This window comes from Enterobacter huaxiensis, from assembly GCF_003594935.2.
GTDB lineage: Bacteria > Pseudomonadota > Gammaproteobacteria > Enterobacterales > Enterobacteriaceae > Enterobacter > Enterobacter huaxiensis.
On the sequence record NZ_CP043342.1, the window covers coordinates 4,474,978 to 4,498,620 of the forward strand.

Consider the following 23,643-nt stretch of genomic DNA (forward strand, 5'->3'; position numbering starts at 1 on the left):
TGATTAAAGCAAACTTTTGTCAGCATGAAAAAAGGACAACATCAACATGAAATTGTCTGCGCGGGGTTCCCGCATTGATTTATAAATAATCAGATGCGATGACCGTTTTCCCTCTTCCTGTCCGTTTGGCGTCATATAAAGCTTTATCAGCACGCGTCAGTAATGCAGAAGTATCGCGGTGCCCCTGACAGACCTCGACCACCCCGGCACTGAAGGAGAGCACGACCGTTTTATCACCCACCCGCAACGGTTTGGTGATAAGCGCGGTGCGCAGGCGGGCAGACAAACCCATGGCCGCCTCACCGTCGGCCTGGGCGAGCAGGAGTAAAAACTCCTCCCCGCCCACGCGCCCCAGCGCAGATCCTGCCGGACTTAACGCTCTGATTTGATCGCAGAAGTGGAGCAGCGCCGCATCGCCCACCTGATGGCCCCACGCATCGTTAATCTGCTTAAAGTAATCCAGGTCGAACATCAGCACGCTGAAATGGCTTTTGGCATCCTGCCGCGAGCTTGTCGCCAGCGCCAGCTTGAGCCGCTGCAAAATCGCAGAGCGATTAAAACAGCCGGTTAAATCGTCAGTCGTGGCCTTCACCGCCAGCTGCTGTTCGGCTTTTTTACGCTCCGTAATATCCAGGCCAATATTGAGAATCGAGTTGTCCGGCAACAGAATGTTTGACCAGAGGATGGTCAGCGGCGTCCCGTCTTTATGCACAGGGTGCCATTCATACATATCCTTCAGGGGTGAGATATGAACGGACTCCCGCACCCGTCGTCGCTCTTCAGGATCGGGGTAAAACAGCGTCAGCGGATCGGCGTGGGTAGCAATCTCCGCCATGCTCCAGCCAAACACTTTTTCACATTCGGCGTTCCACAACACGCAGCGATTGTGCCTGTCGAACGCATTCATGAGCACTGGAGCACGTTCAAATAAGGTTTTGTACTGGGTAACGACCCGCTGCATTTCTTGCGCGGTTTTTTCCCGGGCCAGGATCTCTGCGAAATAGTCTTTTAATTTTTCGACCAGTATTACAACGATATTTTTAAGAACCGGCAAAGAGGCTAGCTTCTCATTAAATGCCAGGAAGAAATAACCGCTGGATTGCCAGTCATGGGTAGAAAGTTTACACAGCACCCCGCTTTGCAGCAGCGAATATCCGGGATGTTGAGGGGGAAAAATCGCCTGACCAATGTTCTCTTTCCAGTAGACCACGCGCCAGGCGCGATGATGTCGCTGCAGCAGGGTACTTGCCAGAAAATCAGCGACGTTGAACGAATGGCAGGTGACGTCGCCTGCGCAGACCACGCGCTGTTGCCCGTTGTTATCAACGCTCACCCAGGCAAGCGTTGAGCCCAATGCCTTGTTGATGGTCTCCAGCATTTCCGTCAGCGAACACTGCGCGTTGAGTCCAGGCATTAGCTTCGCCAGCGCGTGCAACGCCTGCATACTGTCATTAACAATCTCGCGTCTTTTTTCTTTCATCGTTTTTTCGCAGGTCATTAATTAATATCGCAACCGCAAAACATAAATCAGATTAATAAAACACAAGGTGTTCGATTAACATGCTGAGTGTAAAAAAAAGAATACAAAATAATAAAAAAACCAGACTATTCATATATCTGAATTATTTCAGCGGGTACACTTATTTGTCCAATCAAGCATAATCCATAGGTTTAATGCTGTAAACGTTATACAACTTAAGTCGTATTGCAGAGGTTTTGCTATCCCGATGAATTCATTATGAAGTGTGAGACAAAAGGCAAACCATGACTGTGACGATATATTTTCCGGAGCAATAAATCCCCATTTTTCATCACACCGGCACTGGCGAATAAAACAGCAAACGTGATATAGTTCACACATCTCATGTAACAAGAAACATCGTTTCATTCCAGTACGTCTGTTTTGTCGAGGATGGGTTTTATGGCAACCATTACTACCAGCATGGTTCTCCTGCGCTGGCCCCTGTTCAGCGCGGTTTTGATGTTTTTAGCCAGCACGCTGAACATTCAGTTTCGTAAATCTGACTACGCCGGTCTTGCAGTCATCAGCACCCTGCTGGGCGTTGGCGCGGCCTGCTGGTTCGCGACTGGCCTGCTGGGCATTACCCTGCTGGATATCGCAACTATTTGGGAAAACGTCAAAGTGGTGATGGTGGAAGCGATGAGCCATACCCCGCCTGACTGGCCGATGGTCATTACCTGATAGCGTCTGATGTGTTACGTGCCCGGTTAGCAAACCGCAACCGGGCAAAATACCGCCTCAGAAAATCCCTTTCTGTCGAATTTTCTGCATTTTTTCTACCGGTGCGTCGACCTTACTCACTTCAACATTATCGCGTTCGGGCGCTGGCGTAGTGACGTTTTTCGCCGCCATCCGCAGCTGCTGCAGCGCGAGCTGATGCTGTTCCATCAGCGGCCTGAGCGCAGCCACTTCGTCGCGTATTTTCTGTAGCTCCGCCAGCGGTGCTGAAGGCTCATCAGGCTTCAACCCTGGCTGAAGTTCACTCAGCAAGGTTTCAACCGTCAGGTTTTCACGCCCCAGCGACTCCGCGACATGGTGGCAAAGCGCAGGGTCCATCAAAAATAGCTGCAGTCCCGCCAGATAAACGTCGCGATGAAAAGCACGGATTTCCATATTCGAATCATCAATGCTGCCTGACTGATTGACCGACTGGTGCCACTGCTGAAGCTGCTGCACCGCACGCCTGTCCGCGCGCGACTGCTCCGGGGCCAGATGAAGTGACAGATTGACGCGGCGGATCTGCCCCTTACGCATCCTCGCCCACCTCTGCCATCAGAGGTTCTTCTACGCTCTGCGCGCCGGCCTCGGAGTGGTAAAGGCAAATTTCGCGGGAGAGTGCGCTTTGTGGGTTATCAATACTGACAACGCGGTCACCCAGCGTCGCGTAGACCTCGCGGATCGCGCCTTCAATCAGGTGCGCACCGCCGCCGACCAGATAGACGCGGTTCGGGTTCTTGGCGAATTTCTTCGCTTCGTAGGCCACCTGGTCACCCAGCTCCTGGATCTTGATGGCAATCTTCTCAAGGATCTCGTCAATGCGGGATTCATCGTTAATGACGCTCCGTACAAAACCCAGATCGTGACGACGCTTGATCAGCTCGTTTGCCACCAGATAGCTGGAATCACTGTCCGCAGCGGCCAGCAGCTTACGGGTCGCATCCGTCACCATCGCCACGCCGATTTCGTTATTGCCATAAATAGCGGACACATCGTCAAACTCGCCAACAATCACGCCCATATCCAGCGTGGTGCCGCCGCAGTCAATAACCAGCGACTTGGTAAATTCATTCACGTTGGAATTAAGCAGGTGTGAAAGCGCGGCCGGAAGGCTTTCCGGCATCACCTGCACATCGACAATGCGGAACAGTTCGCCTTTGTTCAGCGTGATGTCGCGCATCAGGTTTTTGCGCTTCGCCTCAATTCGCTCCTCGTTACGCTGGCAGTCGTCCGGGTTGTAATACTGGGTGATCGGCAGCGTGACAATGACCTCCACGTCACAGGGTGCAACACCCGTTTGCAGCAGCGCGTGGTGCACCGCCAGCAGGTTTAAATCATCGTACTGGTAGTCGATGTGGGTCGTAGAGAGCGCCTTATCTGAGGTGGCATCATAGGTGTATTTGGTGGTGCCGATGGTGTAGTTATGCACCGCCTGGCCGCGCAGCAGCGCCGCGCTCTTCCAGTCTTTGCGAAAAGAGTTCGGGGAGACGACGGTTTTCAGCGTACCGTTCTCAATCCAGCTAATTTTTACGTTGGTGGAGCCATCATCAATGGCGAATTTCTTGCGCGTCTGGTTCATAAAAAGGTTCTCAGTCAATCTTTAATAAGGGGGCCATCCCTGGCGGCGCATACCTTGAGGGGGTATTCAGCGTCAGGCCGTTACAGCACGGCCTCTTCGGTTAATATCCGGCGGGCACCCAGGTAGTGGTCCTGCCAGAAAGCATCAGATAGTTGGCTAATACGGATGTTCAGACCGGTTCGTGGGGCTTCGATAAACTTCCCTTCCCCGATATAAACGCCGACGTGGTCGGCTCCCGGCCGCTGGTTGATGTTGAAAAACACCAGGTCGCCACGGCGCAATTTTTCCTGTCGAATGTGGCGCAAGGTTCTGTCCTGGAACATGCCGTTGGCGGTGCGCGGCAGGGTGCGGCTTAACACGGGATTAAAGGCGTAAAAAACCAGCCCGCTGCAGTCAAACCCCTGCTCAGGCGTTTGCCCGCCCCAGACGTAGGGTTTTCCAATCTGCTTTTGCAGCTCGACAATCACCTGCTTTAACGAGGCCTGTAATCGAGGGCTGATTCTTTCACCCGGCAGCGGTTCCCAAATCATATCGGTGGACAACCTGCCCGGCTGCCAGCGTTTGTGCATCGCCAGCCATTCACGGTTTTCCACCCGTTCGAGGCGACGTTTTTCGCTTTCGAGCCGCTTCTGCTCTGGTGTCGGGGGGACGACGGCCACGCGCTGCTGCGTCTTTTTAAGCAACAGCGCCTTATTACGCATCCTGGCTTTAGAGGCTTTCTCTTTTTCCGCCTCGGTTTTTGCCTGGCCGCGAGGTGCCGCCTCTACCGGCGTACTCAACGCCATCATCAGCCCGACAGTCAGGGCCAGGCACGCCAGTTTCTGGATTTGAATAAAGGTGAACATCGTAAAACCGTTTAATTCTGCTGCGAGAGTCTGTCGACTATCGGTTTAATCACTTTTTCGCCGTGCTGACCGAAGAACTGATACAGCGATTCGCTGGCTGACTGGGTGAGCACCATAATCTCAATGCGGCGATTCGAGGAGCTAAGGGGATTATCGGGGTCGATCAGCATCTGATCCGCCATCCCGCTGACCTGCAATACTTTGCTCTGATCCAGCCCGGCGTTAGTCAGTACCTTCCGCGCCTGCATGGCGCGCTCGCCCGAGAGGTTCCAGTTGTTGTAGAGATCCTGATCGCGAAAACGCGTCGCATCCGTGTGCCCGGTGATAATGATCTTGTTGTCGATCTTATTCAGCTCAGGGGCGAACTCCGTTAACAGCCGTTTGAAAAATGGCGTCAGGATCGCGCTGCTGCGCTGGAACATTTCCCGCTTCCGATCGTCGGTGATCAGGATGCGCAACCCTTGCGGCACAATCTCAATTTTCAGGTTTGACTGTGCATCATAGGCTGAGGTGATTTTCATAATGATCCGGGCGAGATCTTCAATCTCGTTCTGAGAACGCGATTTCACATCGTCCAGACTTTCACTTTTCGCCATGGCGGCTGGCGTAGCGGCCTCTTTCTGCGTTTTCTTTTTCTGCGCATCGGTATCGCGCTTTTCGGTCACGGCAATCTTACCGCCCGCCCCGTGCGGCTGTGTGATAGGTGATAACGTGTGTCCCTCAAAGATCGACTGCCCGTTAAGCTGGGAGACGATCTCTTTACGTTCCTCTTCGGTCACCGATCCCATGATCCACAGCACCATAAACAGCGCCATCATGGCCAGGGTAAAATCGGCAAACGCCACCTTCCACGCGCCGCCATGAAAGGCATCATGGCTTTTGCGCGAGGAGCGTTTGATGATCGTGGTGTGTTCTTTTCCGCGATTGCCCCGCATCAGGATTCACCCGTCATTTGATTCACCCAGCCGTCCAGCGTGGCGAAGGTCGGCTTCGAATCCAGCGGCAGCATTTTGCGTCCGGCATCCACCGCCAGCAGCGTCGGTTTCCCGGCCACATGGTTAACCAGCACGGTGCGCACGCATTCGATGACCGCCATCTGCTTTTTGGTGCGCTGCTCCATGGCATTCGCCACGGGATCCATCAGGCAGTAGCAGAAGAAAACGCCGAGGAAGGTCCCCACCAGCGCGGCGGCCACTTTTACCCCGATCACGGCGATAGAGCCGTCGATGGACTGCATGGTAATAATGATCCCGAGCACCGCCGCACAGATGCCAAAGCCCGGCATCGCCTCTGCGGTACGCTGCAGCGAGCGGGACGGCTGCAGAAGGTTTTCCTCCATCGCCACCAGCTCTTGCTCAAGGATCCCCTCCAGCTCGTGCTCGTTGATTTTCCCCATCGCCATCAGGCGGAAGTTATCCGCAATAAAGGTGATAATCGCTTTGTTCTGCAGGATCAGCGGGTATTTCTGAAACAGCGGGCTGCTTTCTGGCACTTCGATATGCTCATCCAGCACCTTCAGACCGCCGTCCTGAACCAGCTCCAGCAGTTCATACAACAGCATCAGCAGCTGGCGCTGGTACTCATCGGTATATTCGTTTTTACGCATGATGCCGCGAAACTGGCGGTACATTTCCGCCAGAACCGGTTTAGGGTTGGCAAGCACCATCGCACCCATACCGGCGCCAAGAATAATGATGATCTCACCGGGCTGCCAGAACGAGGCCAGGCGCCCGCCGGACATAAGAAAACCGCCTACGACGCAGGCGAAAATGATGAAAATACCGAGCAACTTTTGCATATACCTTTCACTTCTGGAAAAAACACTGGATCTTCTGAGCGATCTTTTTATTGAGCTGACAGACGCGCGCCTCGGTAATATCGAGGACTAACGCAATCTCTTTTAAGCTCATCTCCTGCTGGTAATAGAGGGTGAGAATTAACTGCTCACGCTCATCAAGGCTTGCCAGCGCAGCCCTTAACGTCCCGCTGGTGACCATTTCGTCCTCCAGCGAACGGCTATTCAGGGTGCCATTCAGGGCATCTTCACCCAATAAATCATCAAGACTCTCCAGCGTCTTCGCGCAGTCCAGCAGCAAATACTCGTGGTACTCCTCTGCAGTGATAGAAAGATGTTCACTGAGATCCTCAAAGCTCGGCGTTCTGCCGAGTTTGCGGGTCACCTCCCGGATGGCGTCATTGATCTTGTGGCTTTTCTGACGCAGCCGACGCGGGCGCCAGTCCAGCTCCCGCAGCTCATCAAGGACCGCTCCGCGAATGCGCTGCGCCGCATAGGCGCCAAACTGCTCGTCGGGATGGCCGTAGCGTCGCAGCGACGTCAAAAGCCCCATCAGCGCAATTTGCTCCATGTCCTCTTTATCCATCACGCTGCTGGTCTGCCACGAAAGTTGTTTCACGATCCGATGCACCAGCGGCAGGTAAGCGTTGACGTAGCGCGCCTCATCCGCCGGGGTTAGCGAGTCATCAGCAATAAAATCCATCATTTCCATCAGCTGCCGCGACTTACTGGAAAACCATTTTGCTGATGATCACGTCTTTAAACGGCATCCGCGTGTTGAGGCTCTGGAAACGCTCCTCGTAGGCCTGCATCAGCTTGTCGTGCAGCAGCTCCACGCTCATGGCGCGCACCGTGTCGTATTCCATGGACGAGAGCAGATTCACCGTCGCACCGCGAATGGCCGGCGAAAGCTCTTCCGCACGGACGGTGTCGCTTGCCGAATGGGTAGCCAGCGCCAGCTCAAGCAGCAGATAGCGCTCTGAATCACCGTGGCTTTTCAGGGTCACAACCACGTTCTTGATCTCTACAAATTCCACCGGGCTCTCTTCGGAAGAGGAGAAAAAATTGCTGATGGCTGAAAGCTTGCTGTCATCCTGACTCAGGAGATGTGTTCCCAGGACGGTGAGGATGGCGGCAAAAATGGCGGCGATTAAGGCAATCACCAGCCCCAATGAAAATGTCTTTATGGTCATGTGGATTTGTTTACACCGTAAGTAATACTGAATCGTCTTGGTTGAATGCCGACCGCATTGGGTCTGCGGCAATCTCTGCGCCCGCCGCCGGGTTATCCTGCGGCGCTTCCCTGTACTGCTGGCCGCGCCCCTGCTGCGATTGCCCCGACTGCGAAGAAACCTGCACGTTCACCTGCACAAAGTTCTGCTCTGTCAGGCTCTGGCGCAGCTCGCTGCTTATCTGCTGCAGCGCGCGATAGGTTTCGCCGTTACTGGCGCTGATATGCACCTGCATGCGTCCATTCTCGATCTGCAGGGAGATATCCACTTTGCCCATCTCCGGCGGATCGAGGCGGATAGTGGCATGCTGCACCTGGTTTTTGACCTGCAGCTGCAGGCGGTCACTGAGGGCGCCGTGCAGCTGCTGCGCCCATTTCGCCTCGTCGGCATCCATCTTGATGGCCGGAAGATTGACCACCTGTTTGTCCACAGTGCTGGTAAACGTCTGCGCCACGGGGGGCTGTCCAATCGCGAGGACAACCGATATCAGCGGTTTAGCAACATCTGCGATCGCAGGTTTTACCGGCTCTGCCAGCGGTTCAGGTACGATGCGGGTCAGCGCGGGCTGCGGCTGCGCTGTCATTGACGGCAGCCCCACGGTGATGCTCTGCATTTTCAGCGCGTCACCCGTCTGCGGTACGCTGTTCGCCGTGGCATTAAGCGTTTTCACCGGCATCTGGCTTGCCATTAATAGCGCGTCCAGCAGCTGCTGCGGAGACGCAATCAGATCCTCAACGCGCGGAGCCGTCTCGGTCGGGCTCTCTTTTTGGTCGTCATCGTCTGCAGATTTCACATCCGCCAGCACCATAGCGGTATCACGCCGCTGCTCGCCGCCCATCAGGGAGTTGATGATGTTAAGCAGCGCATCATTGAACGCCGGCTGCGTCTGGCCGTTGGTCTCGGCAAGCGCTGGCATCTCCCCAACAGTGCTTGCTGAAGGCAGCGCCAATGCCGTCTCGTCAGGCGCAGCGGCTATCGGGAGTTGTGTCAGCTGAGAAAGCATCAGGTTCATTACCCAAAATCCTCTTCACCGGCAAACAGCGCATACGCCGTTGCCCCTTCCTTATTACGGCGCGTACGGGCGATCTGTTTTTCCAGCGCCTCGCTTTGCACCTGGCAAAACTGGCTGACCCGGGTATGCGTCTGCTGAAGCGCAGCAAGGGCGTCGCGTTTTTCTGCACTCAGCGCGTGCCCTGCCAGCGACGTCAGCAGCCCGGCAATCTGGGCATCCACCTCCTGCATTTTCGGCCAGTCGTGCTGACTGGCCGCCTGCTCCAGGGAACGCGCCAGAAAACGCATAACCTGAATATCATCCATTCTGCTGCCCCATTTTTTCCCAGCCGTCCTGAAGATTGCGGAGGATCACCTCCACTTCTTCCACGCTGGCGACCGAGAGCTTGTGGCTGGCATCGTAGAGGCGATAAACGCAGTAGTCGTAAAGATTGGCCAGACTCAACGCCAGCTCGCCGCCCTTTTCAAAGTCCAGCGAGCTGGTCAACGCATTCAGTATGTCGATGCATTTATTTACGCTCTGCACTTTGCGGTCGTAGCGACGCGCGGCGATGTGGCTTTTTGCGCGCACCAGTTCGTCCATCAGGCCGTTAAACAGCATGAGCACCAGCTGATGCGGATTTGCTGCGGCGGCCTGAATCGCCAGATCGGATTGCTGATAGTGGCCGTAGCCCTGCTGTTCGTTCCCGTACATAAACGCGGTTATTTCCTTAAGCTAAACCAAACATGCCCATGGTGTTGTTCATCTGCGCCATCGCTTTTTGCAGCTGGGTAAACTGCTTCAGATAGCGGTTATAAGAGCTTTCGTAGCGCGTGTTCATCGCTTCTGTTTTGGTATCGATATCGCTCTGCTGGCGGTCCAGAACATCCTGACGACCTTTGAGCAAGCCGTTGGTTGAGTTGAGATAGCGGTCGAGAGACTTATCCATCGCCGACAGCATGCCTTCCTTGCCGTTGAACAGATCGTTCAACTTTTGCGGGTCCGCTTTGATGGCGGCATCCAGCTTTTTGCTGTCAATCTGCAGCTTGCCTTCGCGGTCGGCGGTAATACCGAAATCGGACATTCGCTTGTCGCCGAACACCTGACGCATAACGTCGTTCAACTCGCGATCGAGTGAGGACATGGTGGCATCACCGGCAAACGCGCCGCGGGTTTCGTCGTCTCCGTTACCGCTTTTCGTCAGCTTGCTTAACGTGTCCTGAAGGGTGTTATAGGAGTCGATAAAGGTCTGGAGCTGCTCTTTTGTTCCTGTGCTATCGGTGCTTACAGAAATGGTCAGCGGCTTGTCTTTTTCGGTAACGGAGGTCAGCTCAATGGTCACGCCGTCAATCAGCTTATCCAGCGTGTTAGAGCTGTTGGTGAAGGTCATCTCCCCCATTTTGATAACGGAATCGGCGGCTTCAGAAATCACTTTTTCCGTGGGTAAAACCAGATCTGAAGAGTTGGTGACGGAAATCGTATTTTTTGACCCGCTCTCATCGCTGCTCAGCATCAGCGTGACTTCACCGTCGGTACGAATCAGCGACGCCGTGACGCCGGGGTTATCTTTGTCGCCGTTAATGGCTTTTGTTAAGTCGCTGAGGCTCTCCATGTCCGTCAGATCGACGGTAATGGTTTTGGCCGCCGAGCCCTCTCCAAGCGTAATATCCATCGTGCCGGAGGCATTTTTGACCGCATCGTCGGTCATTTTTTCGAAGCCAATCTGGTGGGCTGAGGCCAGCGCATCCACCTGAATGTTGTAGGTACCTTTTAGCGCACTGGAACCCGCCGTTACGTTCGCAATACCTTCGCGGTTCATGCTGACGAGGTTTTTCAGCATTCCTTCGCCGGTTTTGTTCAGCCCGCTCATCGCCGTGCGGAAATCGGTCAACGCCGTTTTCAGCGCGTCGAGGGCTTTTTTCTGCGAATCCATCGTGGCGGTTTTTGTCTTTAGCTGGTTTTGCAAAGACGCAATGTCATACGTCGCCAGCTGCTGAGCCAGAGTCTGGGGATCGATACTGCTAAAATCGGCCATATTGTTTTTCTCCGTTCGCACCTGTTGCTAAACCATAACTGTTGTTAAGCAAACATCGTGCCAGTTTTTATTTACTGTTAATTCAGACACTTAAATTTAAGAAGGAAAGCGGATTTCCCCACAGGGGAAGAAACAGGAAGGGAAACGCCGCATACAAAAACACCGCCTTACAGCGGTGTTTTTTAAACAGCTCGGTGGATTAGCCCAGCAGGGACATCACCATGCCGGACATGCTGTTGGACTGTTTCAGCATGGACATACTGGTTTGAGCCAGCATCTGGTTACGGGTCATGCTTGACGCTTCAGACGCAAAGTCAGCGTCGCGGATGTTGCCCAGCGCCAGGTCGGTGTTGTCCTTCATGTTCGCCAGGTTAGCCGCGGTGTGGCCCAGACGGTTGATGTTCGCACCCAGTTTAGAACGCAGGGTACCCACCTGAGAAACTGCACCTTCAATTTTGGTAATCATCGCCTGCGCGCCGGATACGGTAGTGATGGTCGCGCCAGAACCAGTCAGGCCAGCCATGCCGCTTGCGCCTTTCACTGCGGTCAGATCGGAGCTCACGTCAACTTTCAGACTTTCACCTTCGGAAGCACCGATCTGGAAGTTCATCGCACCAGCGAATTTGCCGCCGCTTGCGAACAGGCTCTCACCCGCATACTTGGTGTTACCCATGATGTTGTTCAGTTCGCTGTTCAGCTCGTCCATTTCAGACTGCAGCGCTTTACGATCTTCCGGGCCGTTGGTGTCGTTCGCTGCCTGAGTAGCGAGGTCTTTCATGCGGTACATGATGTTGCTTACTTCGTCGAAAGCACCTTCAGCCGTCTGCAGCAGCGCAGTTGCGTCAGAGATGTTGCGCTGAGCAACAGCCATACCGTTGGTCTGGCCCTGGAGGCGGGTTGCAATCTGCAGGCCTGCAGCATCATCCGCCGCAGAGTTAATGCGTTTACCGGTACCTAGACGTTCCATTGCGGTGGACAGCATGCTGTTAGATTTATTCAGCGCGTTAACGGAAGCCATGGAAGAGGCGTTAGTGAAAATAGAAAGTGCCATTTTAGAATTCTCCTTTTGAACCTGTCTGTCAGGTTCTTCTCTCTGGTACTCAAGTAAAACGACACACCCCAACCGCGAATTAAATCGAAAATGAAAAAAAATATTTCTTCCCTGCTAGCGCCTATTTATTCAGGTAGATAGCAGGGGGAGAAAATAACATTAAAAAAAGAAGGGAAATTAAAGCGACACAGCAATATTGATTCTTAAATGACATTACATTTTCTTACGTTTTATTCGCAACAATGAAAAGAATCTCATTCTCAGACGATCGTCACAAAACATTTTATTCACATGCTTACGTGGATTGTTAAATAAAGGATCAATGCATCACCTCGTTTAACTTTTAACGAGCCGCATTAATAAACACTCAAAATATAAACTTAATAATTTGTTGCACATCACACTTTTATAGCGTAAAAATGTGCCTCGGAAGCGAAACTTCCTAAACTAACCTAAGAAAAGACTCAATTTGTCGGGTGAAACTTCCGCCTTAACGCTGGACGATTTTCATTATCATCCCCTGACTTGCCTTTTCTTTACATCATTTCCGCAGGCAAGCGGCAATTCTCTACGAATTTTAAACGGATTTAATCATTAATTTACATTAAGCATTTCGTGCATTTAGCGCGCAGTGCCGGGCAAATTAAATGCTTCAGGAGTGGGTCGTCACCAACACTTGCCATGACTAAAACATATTACTCGGTAAATAACTGGTTAATTGACTTACCTTCAGGCTCAATCATTAGCCTTGTATCCGGCGAGCGCAAAAGACTCGGTGAGTATCAATTAAAACTGCTTTACGTGCTGGCAGAAAACGCAGGAAAAATACTCACTCGCGAAGAATTGACCACACTCGTCTGGGAACGTCGGGTGATAGGAAATAACAGTCTTCCCAATGCGATACATGCACTGCGCGCTGCGCTGGAAGACGATGGCAAAGCACAGAAAATAATAAAAACGGTCCCTAAAAAGGGGTATTTGCTGGAGCAAGCCTGGTTTCGTTCCGTAGAGCGTGAAAGTGACGAGGTGGAGCAACCCGTCAACCCAACCTCACCGGATTTTGAAGAAGAGAGTTCAGAAGAAGCGGCGCTTCTCCCTGCCGACATGATGCTCGCTGAACTGCCCGAGCCGGAAAACACGGCGTATACGCACGAGGCTCCCGCGCCGCAGGTAAAAGCACACTCGCGCTTTCATCTGCGCCTCATGATGTTTTTGCTGATGGTTGCCGTCATCGTCGCCAGTGCAGTCTCCGGCTGGCAGTACGCCAACTCGCATGGCTCAAGGCTGGTTGCTACCGAGCAGGAGCCGGGGGTTTACAGCAATATCCGCATCTATGAAATGTCTGAAGCCAATCGACTGGCGATGAACAAAGAGGACTTTTACAGCAAGATCAAAGATACGCTGTATGCCATCAACCAGCAGAACAAGTCGCAGTCCATCACCATGACGATCTATTACCAGAGCATCGACCAGACGCTGAACTACACCTTCGCTCTCAGGAGTCAGTGTGACAAAAAACAGCTGGTCATGGCGATCTACCACTGGCGAATTGACCCTACACAATTAAACAACCTGATATTGCGTGAAACGAGGAGGAAAATCAGTGAGATGGAAGTCTGCTCTTAACTGGAAATGGCTCTTGTCATACCTTCTGATTGCCGTAGCAGTCCTCTCAGGGATGCGGTTTTTAACCCCGCCTGCCGCCCCACAGGCGGATGTTGAAGGATTTTTACAGCTGGGTTTTTACGATCTCATGTCGCAACGTAAAGAGATTTACGATTCACATATGCAGACCGTCAACCACGCGATTTTAACGACCATCACCAATCCGAACGATAACCGGTTTGTGCTGAAAGGAAAATTTACCGAAATCAACGAGCAGCACGGCAGACGGTTCTTTTCCTATACGCCCATCTACTACAGCGCGGCGCAAAAGGGGCTGATGATTGATGGTCTGGTGGATATGCTGATGCACATCGATTTCTGGATGCAGCCCGTGTATGTCGGCAATCAGCCGCTGGTTGTCGGGCAGAGCGGCGCCATTTTTCTCTACCCGCTGCGCAAATAAGAGGTTTCTCGCCCGCACCCTGACCCTCTCCCCGGAGGGGCGAGGGGATGCGAGGCGTTACCCCAGCAGGTTCTTCACCGTCGACAGCGAAATATTCCCCTGGGCCGCCAGGGCTTTCGATAGCAGACCATACTGGTTCCCGCTTTTTGCCAGCGCGCTGCTGAGCGCGCGCGATGTCTCCAGCGCCTCACGAGGGCTATAAGCGGTGGCCATATCCTGAATGCGTGATGACACGCGTTCCTGATGCTGATGTAATTTTCCCCGCTCGCGGGTAATTTGCTCCAGCGTCTGCTGAAGTTTACCGCCTGCTCCGCGCTCCCACCGGCTGCCGATCTGGCTTATCTCATCTTCGCGGCTCGCTTCCGCCCGCGGCGCCAGCAGCGTAAACGCATCTGCCGGGAACTGCTGCCCTTCACCTCGCACGCTTAAATGCTGGCTAACCCGCGCCCAGCGGGCTTCATCCACCTGAAAAACGGCGCTGCCGTCACCGCCTAACGCTGCGTGAATACCCAGACGTCCCAGCCCCACGTTCAGGTGAACCAACGCCTGCCGCGGCGTAGCTTCCGCCGGAATGGCAACGGCGGCAAGCTCCCGCTTGCTGCCGCCAAGCGCGAACACCAGGGTTTCTCCCGGGGTCTGTTCCAGCACTTTTTCCATTCCGGGCAGCGTAAAGTTCACTTTGCTCTTTTGCTGCAGGGTCACGTTAAAGTTACGATCGACCGTACCGCCCGAGAGCCTGCTGCGCTGCTGTAACAGGCTATTCACCGTCGCGGCCTGTTCATCACCGTTGCCGCGCATGGCCTGATGGCGTAGCACCAGCAGCTGATTTTCCGCTTCGGAAAGATAATCTTCGGCCTTCTGCACCGCCGTCAGCTGCTGGTTCAGCTGGACGTTGTAGCGCAGCGGCCGTCGTGAAAGGAGTGCAGCTTCGGGAAAAACCGGGGCGGTGCGGCGGGTTTTATCGAGCGGCTCCGCTCGCGCAACGGGCGAAGCCGCCCCCGGCGTGGTTCTGACCGGGGTTGGCGTCGTGGCTAAGGAGTTTGTTTTTAAAGCAACTTGCATAGCGATTACAACATGCTGAAGAGCGAGAGCTGGCTGATCATGCTGTACGCTTTATTCGTGATTTGCACGGAGTTGGTGTACAGCTGCAGATTAATGCTGGTGGTTGCCCAGTCGGTATCGGACAGGTCGCGCACCACCTGATCGTTCGCCATGCTGACGTCCGTGTGGGCATCGCCCAGCATGGTCAGGCGGTTCTGGCGGCCGCCCAGATCGGTCAGCAGCCCGGCGACCTTATCCCTCGACTGGCCCGACAGCGTCAGCATCTCGTTAATATCGTCCTGATAATCATTTGCCGACAGCGCAGGGTCCTGCATTTTATCGCTCAGGGCCTTGAGCTTGTTAAGCATCTCCAGATCGTCGCCGTTGCCGGAAAATGCGCCAACCGCGCTGGTGTTTTCCGTCACGTTTACGCCGTTCGCGACCGTGGTTTCACGCGTGCCGCTGTTGCCCTGATAGACATATTTGCCCTGCGCCTCGTCCCAGACAACCGGCTTGGTATCGGTTTTGGTGCCGGAGAAGAGATATCCTCCGCTCTCATTTTGGGCATTCAGCGAGGCCACCAGCGAGTCGAGCATTGAAGATATTTCATTGCCGTAGCTGGCCATATCTTCATCGCTCAGCGCGCCGCCGTTCGCCGCAGAGACCAGCTTATCGTTCAGCGCAAGCAGCTGATCTTTCATGGCGGTGACGTTCGCTTCCTGGCTGGAAAGCGAACCGCTCAGGCCTTTGATATTGTTTTGATACTGCTGGATCGCCGACTGCTCGCGGTTCAACTGCACCAGACGCGTGGCCGCAACCGGATCGTCCGACGGGACGTTGATCCGTTTTTGAGTGGCCATCTGCTCCATCAGCTTGCTGATGCGCGTTCCGTTGGTGCCAAGCTGCGCCATCATGGCGTCGGAGTTATAAAGACTGCTGATTCGCATAGTTATGTTCCTTAACGCCGGTTAAAACAGGCCTAACAGGTCGTTGAATATCTGGTTTCCGGTGGCAATCACCTTGACGTTTGACTGGTATGCCTGCATGTAGATCTGCAGGTTAATGGCCTCTTCGTCCTGATTTACCGCGCTGAGGTTATTGCGCTGAAGCTGAGCCTGGTCATAAACCCCCTGCGCGGCTTCCAGCTCGCTCTGGGATTTTTTACTGGCGATACCCACGTTCGAGATAATCGCCGCGGCGCCTTCATTGAGGCTCATGTTGCCCATTCCGCCGATATCGACCTTTTTGTTTTTCAGGTCGATTAACAGCTGCAGGTTATCGCCATTACCCTGCTCATCAGGCTTGCCGGATAACGCCAGTTCGTCGGGCTTAAGATCGTTAACCTGCAAAATTCCGGCCGGGTTGGTGAGGTCGAAGGTAAACAGCGGTTGGCCCTTATTACCATTCTTATCAAAGCCCTGCGCCAGCTGATCGTTAAACAGCGTGGCGACGGCTTCCGCCATGCCCTGCACGGAGGCCTGCATTTCGGCCAGATCGCCGGTCTCATAGTCGTACAGTGCGCCGAGCTGCCCCCCCGTCGACGGATTCAGTGAGAACGTGGTGTTGGAGAAGTTCAGGCTCAGCACCGGGTTGCCGCTGCCGTCAAGGCTGCTGCTCAGCTCGCCGGCCACTTTACCGCTCACCAGCGGCTGGCCGTTTTTCATGGCAACGGAGTAGCTGCCGGTGCTGTCTTCCGTCACCTTCACGTCGGCGTAGGTGCTCAACTGCTTCACCAGCTCGTCACGCTGGTCGCGCAGCACGTTGCTGTTGCCGCCCGTTGAGTCCATCTCCATGATTTTCTTGTTGTAATCGGCAATCCCGGCGGTCAGGCTATTGATCTGCCCCACCATGGTGTCGCGCTGGCTGGAGATCGACGTCTTCTGGCTATTGATAAAGTCGTTCATGTTATTGAAGCGCGTCGCCAGCGAATCAGCCTGATTCAGCAGCTGCTGGCGGTTAGCTTCGCTTTCCGGCTCTTTGGTTAATGCACTTAGCGCCGAAAAGAAATCGTCCAGCCCGGTCCCGAGGCTGGTTGAATCCGTACCGATCACCTTCTCCAGCGAACCGAGATACTGATTGTTGATGCCGTAGTAGTTGGCTTTGCTATTGCTCTGCCACACCTGGTTGGTCAGGTATTGGTCGGAAACACGGCGGATGCTGTCGACCTGAACGCCGGCCCCGGCGGACATCCCGCCCTGGCCCATCGTCACCACCGAGCTTTGAATAATGCCCTGACGACTATAGCCCGGCGTCAGTACGTTTGAGATGTTCATGGAGGTCACGCTCATCCCAAACTGCGCCGCCTGCAGGCCACTCCAGGCAATGTTGAACATGTTCATCGATTACTCCTGCCCACGGCGCATTACCGGTACGACGGGGGGCGTTAATTGCTGAGGATGTCCTTGTAAAGCGACCAAACTCTGCGTGTTCTTAAGCGACGCGCTCTCCTGCGGGCCAAGCTGGGTGATAATCATCTGCGCGATGCCCGTACTGCGCTGCGACGCAAGCTGGGAGGTAAGTTTGTCGTCGTAAAATTCCTGCATCATGCGCTGCTGCTTGCTGTCGAACGGGTTATCGTCCACCAGCGCCTGCGACGCTTTGCGCATCTCTTTCATCAGCGAGCGCAGGAACATGGCTTCAAACTGCTCGGCGGCCTGCTCCAGATTTTGCGGTTTTACCTGCCCGGTCATATCACCGGGCAGCATGGCGGCGTTAGGGGTAATGGCGTTTAACATAGCGACTCCTTAAATGACCACCAGTTCGGCATCCAGCGCGCCCGCTTCATGCAGCGCCTGGAGGATGGCCATGGTGTCATCCGGCGATGCGCCAAGGCTGTTCAGCGTATTGACGATGCTGCGCAGGCTGGTTCCGGCGGCCACCGTCACCATCTGCCCGCGTCCCCTGTCGACGCTGACGTCGCTCTGCGGCGTGACCACGGTTTGCCCCTGGCTGAATGCACCCGGCTGGCTGACGTTGGACGATTCACGAATGGTTACGGTCAGGTTCCCGTGGGAGACCGCGGCTGCACGCACGACCACGCCGTCGCCAATCACCACCGTGCCGGTTCTGGCGTTAAACACCACGCGAGGCGGCTGCTTGCCGGCGTTGATTTGCACATCTTCCAGCATCGACATAAAAGCCACGCGCTCGCCTGCAGACTGCGGGGCGTTAACCACCACGTTCGTGGCGCTTTGCGCCGTTGCGGTGCCTGAGCCAAAGGCGCTGTTAAGGGCGACGGCAACGCTGTTGGCGGTTTTAAAGCTCGGGCGCTTGAGGTTCAAAATCACCTGATTGTTCTGCTGAAAATCGGACGGTATTTCACGTTCAACGGAGCCGCCGTTTGGCACGCGCCCAACGGTGGGGGTGTTAATCGTCACGCTGGAGCCGCTGTTGCCTTCGGCCTTCACGCCGCCCACCACCACGTTCCCCTGCGCCAGGGCATAGACTTCGCCATCGGCCCCGCGCAGCTGCGTCAGCAGTAACGTTCCGCCGCGCAGGCTTTTGGCATCGCCAATCGACGAGACGGTGACGTCAATCGCCTGCCCTCGCGCGTAGCCCGGCGGCAGCGTCGCGCTGATGGCAACGGCAGCGACGTTCTTCACTTTGGGATCGATTTTGGTCGGCAGCTGGACGCCAAACTGACGCAGCATGTTGGTCACCGACTGGCTGGTGAACTTCACCTGGTTCTTGTCGCCCGTGCCGTCGAGGCCCACTACCAGGCTGTAGCCCACCAGCTGGTTACCGCGCACGCCCTGAATATCCACGACGTTGCCCAGACGCTCCGCCGTCGCGCTGCTGGTCCACAGCAGCACCAGAAATAGCATGACTTTTTGCATGGCAGACTCCATTAGATTGGGAACAGCGGATGGTTAAAGAAGCGCGTCAGCCAGCCTGCGGAGTTGGCATCGCTCAGCGCGCCGCGTCCCGCATAGGAGATACGCGCGTTAGCGATACGCTGGGAAGAGACGGAGTTATCACGCTCAATATCTTCCGCACGCACCAGACCCGTCACGCGCATATATTCATCGCCCTGGTTGAGGGTCAGCCACTTCTCACCGCGCACCGCCAGCACGCCGTTAGGCAGCACCTTATAGACCGCAACGGTGATGGCACCGCGCAGGCTGTTTTGCTGCTGCGAGGTGGCATTACCGTTGAAGTTGCGATTGCCGTCGATCGAGCCGGAGAGCTTGTCAACAGAATGGCCGAAGGCCTCCGGGATACCGATGGAGACATCGTTTTTCTTGCCGAAGTTGGTGCGCGCCTGCTTGCTGGCCTGGGTTGACTCATCCAGCTTCACGGTCAGGATGTCGCCCACGCGATAGGCGCGGCGATCCTGCGTCAGCGACCAGTTGTAATTGGCGTTGTACAGTCCGCCGCCCTTCGTTTCGGCAGGCGGCATGGCAAAATCTTCCGGTGGCGCATAGGCCGCATCGTCTTTATGTACCAGCAGGGCCGGGCTTTCACACCCGGCCAGCAGAAGTACAAAAAAGCCGGTAACTAACTGCTTTTTCATTTTTCGTTCACTTCACTTCACGCATTACATCTGCTGCGTGACAAACTTCATCATGTCATCTGCGGCAGAGACCATTTTGGCGTTCATCTCATAGGCGCGCTGGACGGTAATCATATCCACCATCTCTTCCACCACCTGCACGTTGGAGCCTTCAAGCGACCCCTGTTCAAGCTGGCCTAGCGCCTCTTCGCCCGCAACGCCCTCAACCGCTTCTCCGCTGGCTGCGGTTTCGCGGTACAGATTGCCGCCGATGGCTTCAAGCCCGGCCGGGTTCACAAAATTGACCAGGGTGATCTGCCCAAGCTCAACCGGCTCCGTTTCGCCAGCCACCGTCGCGGTAACGGTGCCGTCTTTGCCGATCTGGATATCCTTCACGTTATCCGGCAGCTCGATTTGCGGTACCAGCGGCAGCCCCTGAGCGTTAGTCAGCAGGCCGTCAGGGTTCTTCTGGAAATTACCCGCGCGGGTATAGGCAATGTCGCCATCGCTGGTCTCGACCTGGAAAAAACCCTGGCCGGTGATGGCGACATCCATCGTCTGCCCGGTGTTCTGAATATTGCCGGTTGAGAACTCTTTCTGCGTGCCGACGATTTTTACCCCGGTACCAAACTGAATGCCGGTCGGCGAGGTGTTGTTCTGATCCAGCTGACCGCCCGGCGTGCGCTGATTCTGATAAAACAGATCCGCGAACATCACGCGATCGCGCTTGAACCCGGTGGTGTTGACGTTCGCCAGATTGTTCGAGATGGCGCTCATCTTGGCGTCTTGCGCGGCAAGACCGGTTTTGCTGATCCATAAAGCGGGATTCATCGTTATTCCTTACTCAATCAGGTATTACGCAACAGGCGGTTGCCCGCCGTGGCCAGATCTTCCGCCGCCTTCATCATCTTGATCTGCGCTTCAAACTGTCTGTTAAGCGCAATGCTCGACACCATCTCGCTTATCGCCGAGACGTTGGAGCTTTCAAGATGGCCCGCCACCAGCTCCACCTCTTCGGTTCGCGGGTTGATGTTGGCGTTGGTGACCATAAATCCGGCGCTGTTTTTGCTCAGCTGAGCGGCGGGAATATCGACCAGCTTGATGCGATCGACCTCCATCGGCGCGGCCACGTTGCCGTCGTCCGGGACAATCGAGATCACCCCGTCGTCGGCAATGCTGATGGATGAAAACGGCGGGAGCACGATCGGGCCGTTATCGCCGGAGACCGGCAAACCGTCGATGGTCAGGTCCCCGTCAGGCCCCACGTCAATCTGGCCGTTGCGGGTGTAAACTTCACGGTTGCCGCTCACCAGCGCAATCAGGCCGCTGCCTTTGATCGCAACGTCCAGATCGCGTCCGGTATCACGCGTCGCGCCCGGCGTCAGGTCCACGCCGCCCTGCTGCTGCTGCACCAGAAAACGGGAGGAGTAACCCTCGCCCTGAATCTGCTGCGACAGGGCGTTATCCAGATCGTGACGGAATCCCTGCGTGTTCACGTTCGCCAGGTTATTAGCGTGGATCTGCTGCTGCGACAGGCTGCGGTTGGCGCCGCTGACCGCGGTATAAATTAAGTGGTCCATTACACCGCCTGGAACAGCGCCGTCATCATGCTGTCGTTGGTGCTGATCACTTTGGTGTTGGCCTGGTAGTTACGCTGGGCGGTCATCAGCCCGACCAGCTCCGCCGTCAGGTCAACGTTAGAGCCTTCCAGCGTATTCGAGGTCAGCGCGCCCAGCAGACCCGTGCCCGGCGTACCGGTCAGCGGTGCGCCAGAGCTGGCGGTTTGCGTCCAGGTCGTGCCGTTTTGCGACGAGAGGCCATTTGGGTTAGCAAAGGTCGCCAGAATCACCTGACCCTGCAGCAGACGTTCGCCGTTAGAGAAGGTGGCGTACACGCTGCCGTCTTTGTCGATGGTCTGCCCGGTGCGCTCGCCGGAGGCGTAGCCGTTACCGTTGTTTTTGCTGACGGAGAAATCAGAACCGAACTGCGTGGTCCCGTTGTAGCTCAGCGCCAGTTCGATCCCTTCCGCGCCGGGGATATCTGCCGTAATGTTGACGGCACCGTTAGGCGTCTCCAGCACGCCCTGCTCGGTGAAGGTCATCTTCTGCGTGGTGCCCATATCCTGGTCATCCATGTAGTAGTGCACTTCCCACTCGTTATCGCTGGTTTTAACAAAATACTGCTTCAGCGTGTGCTCACGGCCCAGGGAGTCATACACCTGCGTGGCGTAGGTGTGGTTGTAAGAGGTTTCGTCAGTCGGATCGAAGGTGGGGTTTTTTGGCAGCTTTTCGTTGGCGTTAAGGTTGGCCGTAAAGTCGAGGGTGCTGGTGGCCTTCGCCGGAAGCGAACCGCTGCTGATGGTCAGGTTGCCGACCGTACCGGTCTGAATCACGCCGTTGGCATCAACGGGATAGCCCTGCAGATACATACCCTGATTGTTAATCAGGTTGCCAAGGCTGTCGGTCTGCATGTAGCCCGCGCGGGTGTAGGCCGTGCTGCCCGCGCTGTCGCGCATCACAAAGAAGCCGTCGCCATTGATCGCAAGGTCAAGGCTGCTGGCAGAGGAAAAGATGCTTCCGCTTTTGGAAATACTCTGGGCGATGCCGGTCACGCCCACGCCCAACGGTTGTCCTTCCGCATAGAGCGAAGCAAACTCCGCGCGGCCAGACTTAAAGCCCACGGTGCCGGAGTTGGCGATGTTGTTGGAGATCGCACCCAGCTGCTGGTTAATGGCATTCAAGCCCGAAATTGCAATGTCAAAGCTCATAGTTGTTCCTGATTAACTCATTAATCCCTTTGGGTTTTTGTCCTTCGACTGCCCAAACTGCGTAATATTGTTGTAAGCCACTTCGCCAATGCCGGTGATGTTCAGCAGCGTTGGGCTGCCGTCGAGCGGAATGCGCACGTTGTTCACCACGCCGCCAACTTCAATCGGAACCTTGGTCTCTTCGGTATCCGTCACCACGGAGAGGGTGTATTTCCCCTCTTTCAAGCCCAGCGCGTCAGGATCGATGTTGAAATCCACTGTCCCTTTCTCCTGCTTGCCCAGCTCAATTTTGGTCTCGTTGCCGCTTTCATCTTTCACAATCACGGTGACGGTATTGGCGGCATGATCCAGCGTCAGGCGACCATCAATATTGGTGCTGCCGTCGGTTTCAACCGTGTCGGTCTGCACCATCACTTTTTGCCCGACCAGGTTGCCCGTGGTGAGCGTCTGAAGGTTGTCCATCAGCACGGCGTTGTTCGCCATCAGCTTTGACATGGTTTCCATCGACTGCACCTGGGTGAGCTGCGCCAGCTGGCTGACATACTCGGTACCGTCGGTAGGATTAAGCGGGTCCTGATTTTGGATCTGCGCGACCAGCAGCTGCATAAACAGGTTGTTCATGCCCGCCGCCGTGTTGTCATTCGCCGTGACGCCGCTGTCGTAGGTTGAGGTGCCGGATTGGTTCGATACGCCATTCACGCTCATGTGTTACGCCTCTCCAAGACGCAGCAGGCTCTGCTGCATGCTTTTTACATTGTTAAGAACATCGACGTTGGTTTCGAAGTTACGCGACGCGGACATCATGTCGGCCATCTCCTCCACCACGTTGACGTCCGGGTACCAGACGTAACCGTCCGCATTTGCCATCGGGTGATGCGGTTCGTAGCGCTGCACGGCATTGCCCGTCGAGACAACGTCCAGAACCTGAACGCGTGCGCCGGTCAGCGCCTTGTCGCTCATCAGCTGGTCGTTCTGATACACCGCGGCAAAGACCGGGCGGCGCGCTTTGTACACATTACCTTCATCCACCGCCGGGGTTTCGGCGTTGGCGAGGTTACTGGCGATGGTGTTCAGGCGGACGGTTTGCGCCGTCATCGCCGAACCCGAAACGCGGTAAATATCGCTAAAAGCCATTTTTCGTCACCTGATTCAATTACTTACCTTCAATTGCTTTTTTCAGGCCGGTGAATTTCATGTTTAAAAACGCCAGGCTCATCTGATAGTCCTGCACGTTTTTTGAAAACTCCGCCTGCTCCACGTCCAGCGCAACGGTGTTGCCGTCCGAGGAGGGTTGATACGGCACGCGATACATCTCCTGCGGCGCAGTCCCGGGAAAGAAATCCCGCTGTGAACGTTGCATCTCCGCGGCAAAATCAATATCTTTAGCCTGGAAATTGGGGGTATCGACGTTAGCCAGATTTGCTGAAAGCAGTTCCGCCCTGGAAAGTCGAAGTGCTACAGCCTGCGGATGAACGCCCAATGCCTTATCAAAAGTAATACTCACAGCT

The 23,643-nt window shown here is 55.1% G+C and carries 28 protein-coding genes; 3 read left to right on the forward strand and 25 right to left on the reverse strand.

From position 1 onward, the window contains the following. Positions 1-79 precede the first annotated feature (79 nt). Positions 80-1,480 (reverse strand): GGDEF domain-containing protein, encoded by a 1,401-nt coding sequence (locus D5067_RS21330; RefSeq protein WP_119937952.1) that lies wholly within the window; start codon positions 1,478-1,480, stop codon positions 80-82. 441 nt (positions 1,481-1,921) lie between these two features. Here D5067_RS21330 and D5067_RS21335 point away from each other — a divergent pair, with 441 nt between their 5' ends. Then, the gene (locus D5067_RS21335) at positions 1,922-2,203 is read left to right on the forward strand and encodes a YjcB family protein (protein ID WP_119937864.1); all 282 of its coding nucleotides are present in this window, start codon (positions 1,922-1,924) and stop codon (positions 2,201-2,203) included. A 57-nt stretch (positions 2,204-2,260) separates the two neighbouring features. On the opposite strand, the gene D5067_RS21340 is transcribed toward D5067_RS21335, so the two are convergent. The 12 genes from D5067_RS21340 to D5067_RS21395 form a co-directional block, all read right to left on the reverse strand. Next, entirely contained in the window at positions 2,261-2,776 is a 516-nt protein-coding gene (locus D5067_RS21340) for a hypothetical protein (RefSeq protein WP_119937865.1), read from the reverse strand. After that, positions 2,769-3,818, reverse strand: a complete 1,050-nt coding sequence (gene parM, locus D5067_RS21345; protein ID WP_119937866.1) for a plasmid segregation protein ParM domain-containing protein — start codon at positions 3,816-3,818, stop codon at positions 2,769-2,771. The genes D5067_RS21340 and parM overlap by 8 nt, the downstream gene beginning before the upstream one ends. Positions 3,819-3,898: 80 nt before the next feature. Next, a complete protein-coding gene (locus D5067_RS21350) occupies positions 3,899-4,663 on the reverse strand; it encodes a C40 family peptidase (protein WP_119937867.1) in 765 nt (254 codons plus the stop codon). Between the two features lie 11 nt (positions 4,664-4,674). Then, a complete protein-coding gene (gene lafU, locus D5067_RS21355; RefSeq protein ID WP_119937868.1) occupies positions 4,675-5,598 on the reverse strand; it encodes a putative lateral flagellar export/assembly protein LafU in 924 nt (307 codons plus the stop codon). After that, on the reverse strand, positions 5,598-6,461 hold the full coding sequence (gene motA, locus D5067_RS21360; RefSeq protein WP_119937869.1) for a flagellar motor stator protein MotA: 864 nt from the start codon (positions 6,459-6,461) through the stop codon (positions 5,598-5,600). The genes lafU and motA overlap by 1 nt, the downstream gene beginning before the upstream one ends. Positions 6,462-6,468: 7 nt before the next feature. Then, the gene (locus D5067_RS21365; protein ID WP_119937870.1) at positions 6,469-7,170 is read right to left on the reverse strand and encodes a FliA/WhiG family RNA polymerase sigma factor; all 702 of its coding nucleotides are present in this window, start codon (positions 7,168-7,170) and stop codon (positions 6,469-6,471) included. Positions 7,171-7,183: 13 nt separating this feature from the next. Next, positions 7,184-7,651 (reverse strand): flagellar basal body-associated FliL family protein, encoded by a 468-nt coding sequence (locus D5067_RS21370; protein WP_119937871.1) that lies wholly within the window; start codon positions 7,649-7,651, stop codon positions 7,184-7,186. 10 nt (positions 7,652-7,661) lie between these two features. Continuing rightward, positions 7,662-8,702, reverse strand: coding sequence for a flagellar hook-length control protein FliK (locus D5067_RS21375; RefSeq protein ID WP_235843315.1), 1,041 nt, complete (start codon positions 8,700-8,702; stop codon positions 7,662-7,664). Beyond that, positions 8,702-9,007, reverse strand: coding sequence for a hypothetical protein (locus D5067_RS21380; protein ID WP_119937872.1), 306 nt, complete (start codon positions 9,005-9,007; stop codon positions 8,702-8,704). Before D5067_RS21380 ends, D5067_RS21375 begins: the two co-directional genes overlap by 1 nt. Beyond that, a complete protein-coding gene (gene fliS, locus D5067_RS21385; protein ID WP_119937873.1) occupies positions 9,000-9,395 on the reverse strand; it encodes a flagellar export chaperone FliS in 396 nt (131 codons plus the stop codon). Before fliS ends, D5067_RS21380 begins: the two co-directional genes overlap by 8 nt. 16 nt (positions 9,396-9,411) lie before the next feature. Next, positions 9,412-10,716 carry a flagellar filament capping protein FliD gene (gene fliD / locus D5067_RS21390; RefSeq protein ID WP_119937874.1) on the reverse strand — a complete coding sequence of 435 codons (1,305 nt, stop codon included), beginning with the start codon at positions 10,714-10,716 and terminating at the stop codon, positions 9,412-9,414. A gap of 199 nt (positions 10,717-10,915) precedes the next feature. Then, entirely contained in the window at positions 10,916-11,767 is an 852-nt protein-coding gene (locus D5067_RS21395) for a flagellin N-terminal helical domain-containing protein (protein ID WP_119937875.1), read from the reverse strand. Positions 11,768-12,448: 681 nt separating this feature from the next. Between D5067_RS21395 and D5067_RS21400 the strand changes: the two genes are divergently transcribed. Both D5067_RS21400 and D5067_RS21405 read left to right on the forward strand, forming a co-directional pair. Beyond that, complete coding sequence (locus D5067_RS21400; protein WP_119937876.1) at positions 12,449-13,393, forward strand: winged helix-turn-helix domain-containing protein; 945 nt, start codon at positions 12,449-12,451, stop codon at positions 13,391-13,393. A 13-nt stretch (positions 13,394-13,406) separates the two neighbouring features. After that, positions 13,407-13,835, forward strand: a complete 429-nt coding sequence (locus D5067_RS21405) for a hypothetical protein (protein WP_235843316.1) — start codon at positions 13,407-13,409, stop codon at positions 13,833-13,835. Positions 13,836-13,892: 57 nt separating this feature from the next. Here the strand turns inward: D5067_RS21405 and D5067_RS21410 are convergent, their stop codons facing one another. From D5067_RS21410 to flgB, 12 genes are read right to left on the reverse strand one after another with little or no spacing between them, the layout of a single operon-like run. Further along, positions 13,893-14,897, reverse strand: coding sequence for a hypothetical protein (locus D5067_RS21410; RefSeq protein ID WP_162844792.1), 1,005 nt, complete (start codon positions 14,895-14,897; stop codon positions 13,893-13,895). 5 nt (positions 14,898-14,902) lie between these two features. Beyond that, a complete protein-coding gene (gene flgL, locus D5067_RS21415; protein WP_119937879.1) occupies positions 14,903-15,823 on the reverse strand; it encodes a flagellar hook-associated protein FlgL in 921 nt (306 codons plus the stop codon). A 21-nt stretch (positions 15,824-15,844) separates the two neighbouring features. Next, on the reverse strand, positions 15,845-17,215 hold the full coding sequence (flgK, locus tag D5067_RS21420) for a flagellar hook-associated protein FlgK (RefSeq protein ID WP_119937880.1): 1,371 nt from the start codon (positions 17,213-17,215) through the stop codon (positions 15,845-15,847). Positions 17,216-17,218: 3 nt separating this feature from the next. Then, a complete protein-coding gene (locus tag D5067_RS21425) occupies positions 17,219-17,611 on the reverse strand; it encodes a rod-binding protein (RefSeq protein ID WP_119937881.1) in 393 nt (130 codons plus the stop codon). A 9-nt stretch (positions 17,612-17,620) separates the two neighbouring features. After that, positions 17,621-18,712: a flagellar basal body P-ring protein FlgI gene (locus tag D5067_RS21430; protein WP_167456770.1), complete on the reverse strand. Its 1,092-nt coding sequence runs from the start codon at positions 18,710-18,712 to the stop codon at positions 17,621-17,623. A gap of 11 nt (positions 18,713-18,723) precedes the next feature. Next, entirely contained in the window at positions 18,724-19,389 is a 666-nt protein-coding gene (gene flgH, locus D5067_RS21435) for a flagellar basal body L-ring protein FlgH (RefSeq protein WP_119937883.1), read from the reverse strand. A 24-nt stretch (positions 19,390-19,413) separates the two neighbouring features. After that, complete coding sequence (gene flgG / locus D5067_RS21440; protein WP_119937884.1) at positions 19,414-20,199, reverse strand: flagellar basal-body rod protein FlgG; 786 nt, start codon at positions 20,197-20,199, stop codon at positions 19,414-19,416. Between the two features lie 17 nt (positions 20,200-20,216). Next, entirely contained in the window at positions 20,217-20,948 is a 732-nt protein-coding gene (locus D5067_RS21445) for a flagellar basal body rod protein FlgF (RefSeq protein WP_119937885.1), read from the reverse strand. Next, positions 20,948-22,135: a flagellar hook protein FlgE gene (gene flgE / locus D5067_RS21450; protein ID WP_119937886.1), complete on the reverse strand. Its 1,188-nt coding sequence runs from the start codon at positions 22,133-22,135 to the stop codon at positions 20,948-20,950. Before flgE ends, D5067_RS21445 begins: the two co-directional genes overlap by 1 nt. A 12-nt stretch (positions 22,136-22,147) precedes the next feature. Then, positions 22,148-22,840 carry a flagellar hook assembly protein FlgD gene (gene flgD / locus D5067_RS21455; RefSeq protein WP_119937887.1) on the reverse strand — a complete coding sequence of 231 codons (693 nt, stop codon included), beginning with the start codon at positions 22,838-22,840 and terminating at the stop codon, positions 22,148-22,150. Positions 22,841-22,843: 3 nt separating this feature from the next. After that, complete coding sequence (flgC, locus tag D5067_RS21460) at positions 22,844-23,269, reverse strand: flagellar basal body rod protein FlgC (protein WP_119937888.1); 426 nt, start codon at positions 23,267-23,269, stop codon at positions 22,844-22,846. A gap of 19 nt (positions 23,270-23,288) precedes the next feature. Next, positions 23,289-23,639 (reverse strand): flagellar basal body rod protein FlgB, encoded by a 351-nt coding sequence (gene flgB / locus D5067_RS21465; RefSeq protein WP_119937889.1) that lies wholly within the window; start codon positions 23,637-23,639, stop codon positions 23,289-23,291. Between the last annotated feature and the right edge of the window lie 4 nt (positions 23,640-23,643).

Coding starts and splice junctions, on each gene's coding strand:
- D5067_RS21370 (WP_119937871.1), bottom strand. CDS start 7,651: ATGACCATAAAGACATTTTCATTGGGGCTGGTGATTGCCTTAATCGCC.
- D5067_RS21335 (WP_119937864.1), top strand. CDS start 1,922: ATGGCAACCATTACTACCAGCATGGTTCTCCTGCGCTGGCCCCTGTTC.
- D5067_RS21445 (WP_119937885.1), bottom strand. CDS start 20,948: ATGGACCACTTAATTTATACCGCGGTCAGCGGCGCCAACCGCAGCCTG.
- D5067_RS21380 (WP_119937872.1), bottom strand. CDS start 9,007: ATGGATGATATTCAGGTTATGCGTTTTCTGGCGCGTTCCCTGGAGCAG.
- fliD (WP_119937874.1), bottom strand. CDS start 10,716: ATGGCCGATTTTAGCAGTATCGATCCCCAGACTCTGGCTCAGCAGCTG.
- flgG (WP_119937884.1), bottom strand. CDS start 20,199: ATGAATCCCGCTTTATGGATCAGCAAAACCGGTCTTGCCGCGCAAGAC.
- D5067_RS21425 (WP_119937881.1), bottom strand. CDS start 17,611: ATGTTAAACGCCATTACCCCTAACGCCGCCATGCTGCCCGGTGATATG.
- flgD (WP_119937887.1), bottom strand. CDS start 22,840: ATGAGCGTGAATGGCGTATCGAACCAATCCGGCACCTCAACCTACGAC.
- motA (WP_119937869.1), bottom strand. CDS start 6,461: ATGCAAAAGTTGCTCGGTATTTTCATCATTTTCGCCTGCGTCGTAGGC.
- parM (WP_119937866.1), bottom strand. CDS start 3,818: ATGAACCAGACGCGCAAGAAATTCGCCATTGATGATGGCTCCACCAAC.
- flgH (WP_119937883.1), bottom strand. CDS start 19,389: ATGAAAAAGCAGTTAGTTACCGGCTTTTTTGTACTTCTGCTGGCCGGG.
- D5067_RS21400 (WP_119937876.1), top strand. CDS start 12,449: ATGACTAAAACATATTACTCGGTAAATAACTGGTTAATTGACTTACCT.
- D5067_RS21375 (WP_235843315.1), bottom strand. CDS start 8,702: ATGAACCTGATGCTTTCTCAGCTGACACAACTCCCGATAGCCGCTGCG.
- D5067_RS21410 (WP_162844792.1), bottom strand. CDS start 14,897: ATGCAAGTTGCTTTAAAAACAAACTCCTTAGCCACGACGCCAACCCCG.
- lafU (WP_119937868.1), bottom strand. CDS start 5,598: ATGCGGGGCAATCGCGGAAAAGAACACACCACGATCATCAAACGCTCC.
- fliS (WP_119937873.1), bottom strand. CDS start 9,395: ATGTACGGGAACGAACAGCAGGGCTACGGCCACTATCAGCAATCCGAT.
- D5067_RS21365 (WP_119937870.1), bottom strand. CDS start 7,170: ATGGAAATGATGGATTTTATTGCTGATGACTCGCTAACCCCGGCGGAT.
- D5067_RS21350 (WP_119937867.1), bottom strand. CDS start 4,663: ATGTTCACCTTTATTCAAATCCAGAAACTGGCGTGCCTGGCCCTGACT.
- D5067_RS21395 (WP_119937875.1), bottom strand. CDS start 11,767: ATGGCACTTTCTATTTTCACTAACGCCTCTTCCATGGCTTCCGTTAAC.
- flgC (WP_119937888.1), bottom strand. CDS start 23,269: ATGGCTTTTAGCGATATTTACCGCGTTTCGGGTTCGGCGATGACGGCG.
- flgK (WP_119937880.1), bottom strand. CDS start 17,215: ATGAACATGTTCAACATTGCCTGGAGTGGCCTGCAGGCGGCGCAGTTT.
- flgE (WP_119937886.1), bottom strand. CDS start 22,135: ATGAGCTTTGACATTGCAATTTCGGGCTTGAATGCCATTAACCAGCAG.
- D5067_RS21330 (WP_119937952.1), bottom strand. CDS start 1,480: ATGAAAGAAAAAAGACGCGAGATTGTTAATGACAGTATGCAGGCGTTG.
- flgL (WP_119937879.1), bottom strand. CDS start 15,823: ATGCGAATCAGCAGTCTTTATAACTCCGACGCCATGATGGCGCAGCTT.
- D5067_RS21340 (WP_119937865.1), bottom strand. CDS start 2,776: ATGCGTAAGGGGCAGATCCGCCGCGTCAATCTGTCACTTCATCTGGCC.
- D5067_RS21430 (WP_167456770.1), bottom strand. CDS start 18,712: ATGCAAAAAGTCATGCTATTTCTGGTGCTGCTGTGGACCAGCAGCGCG.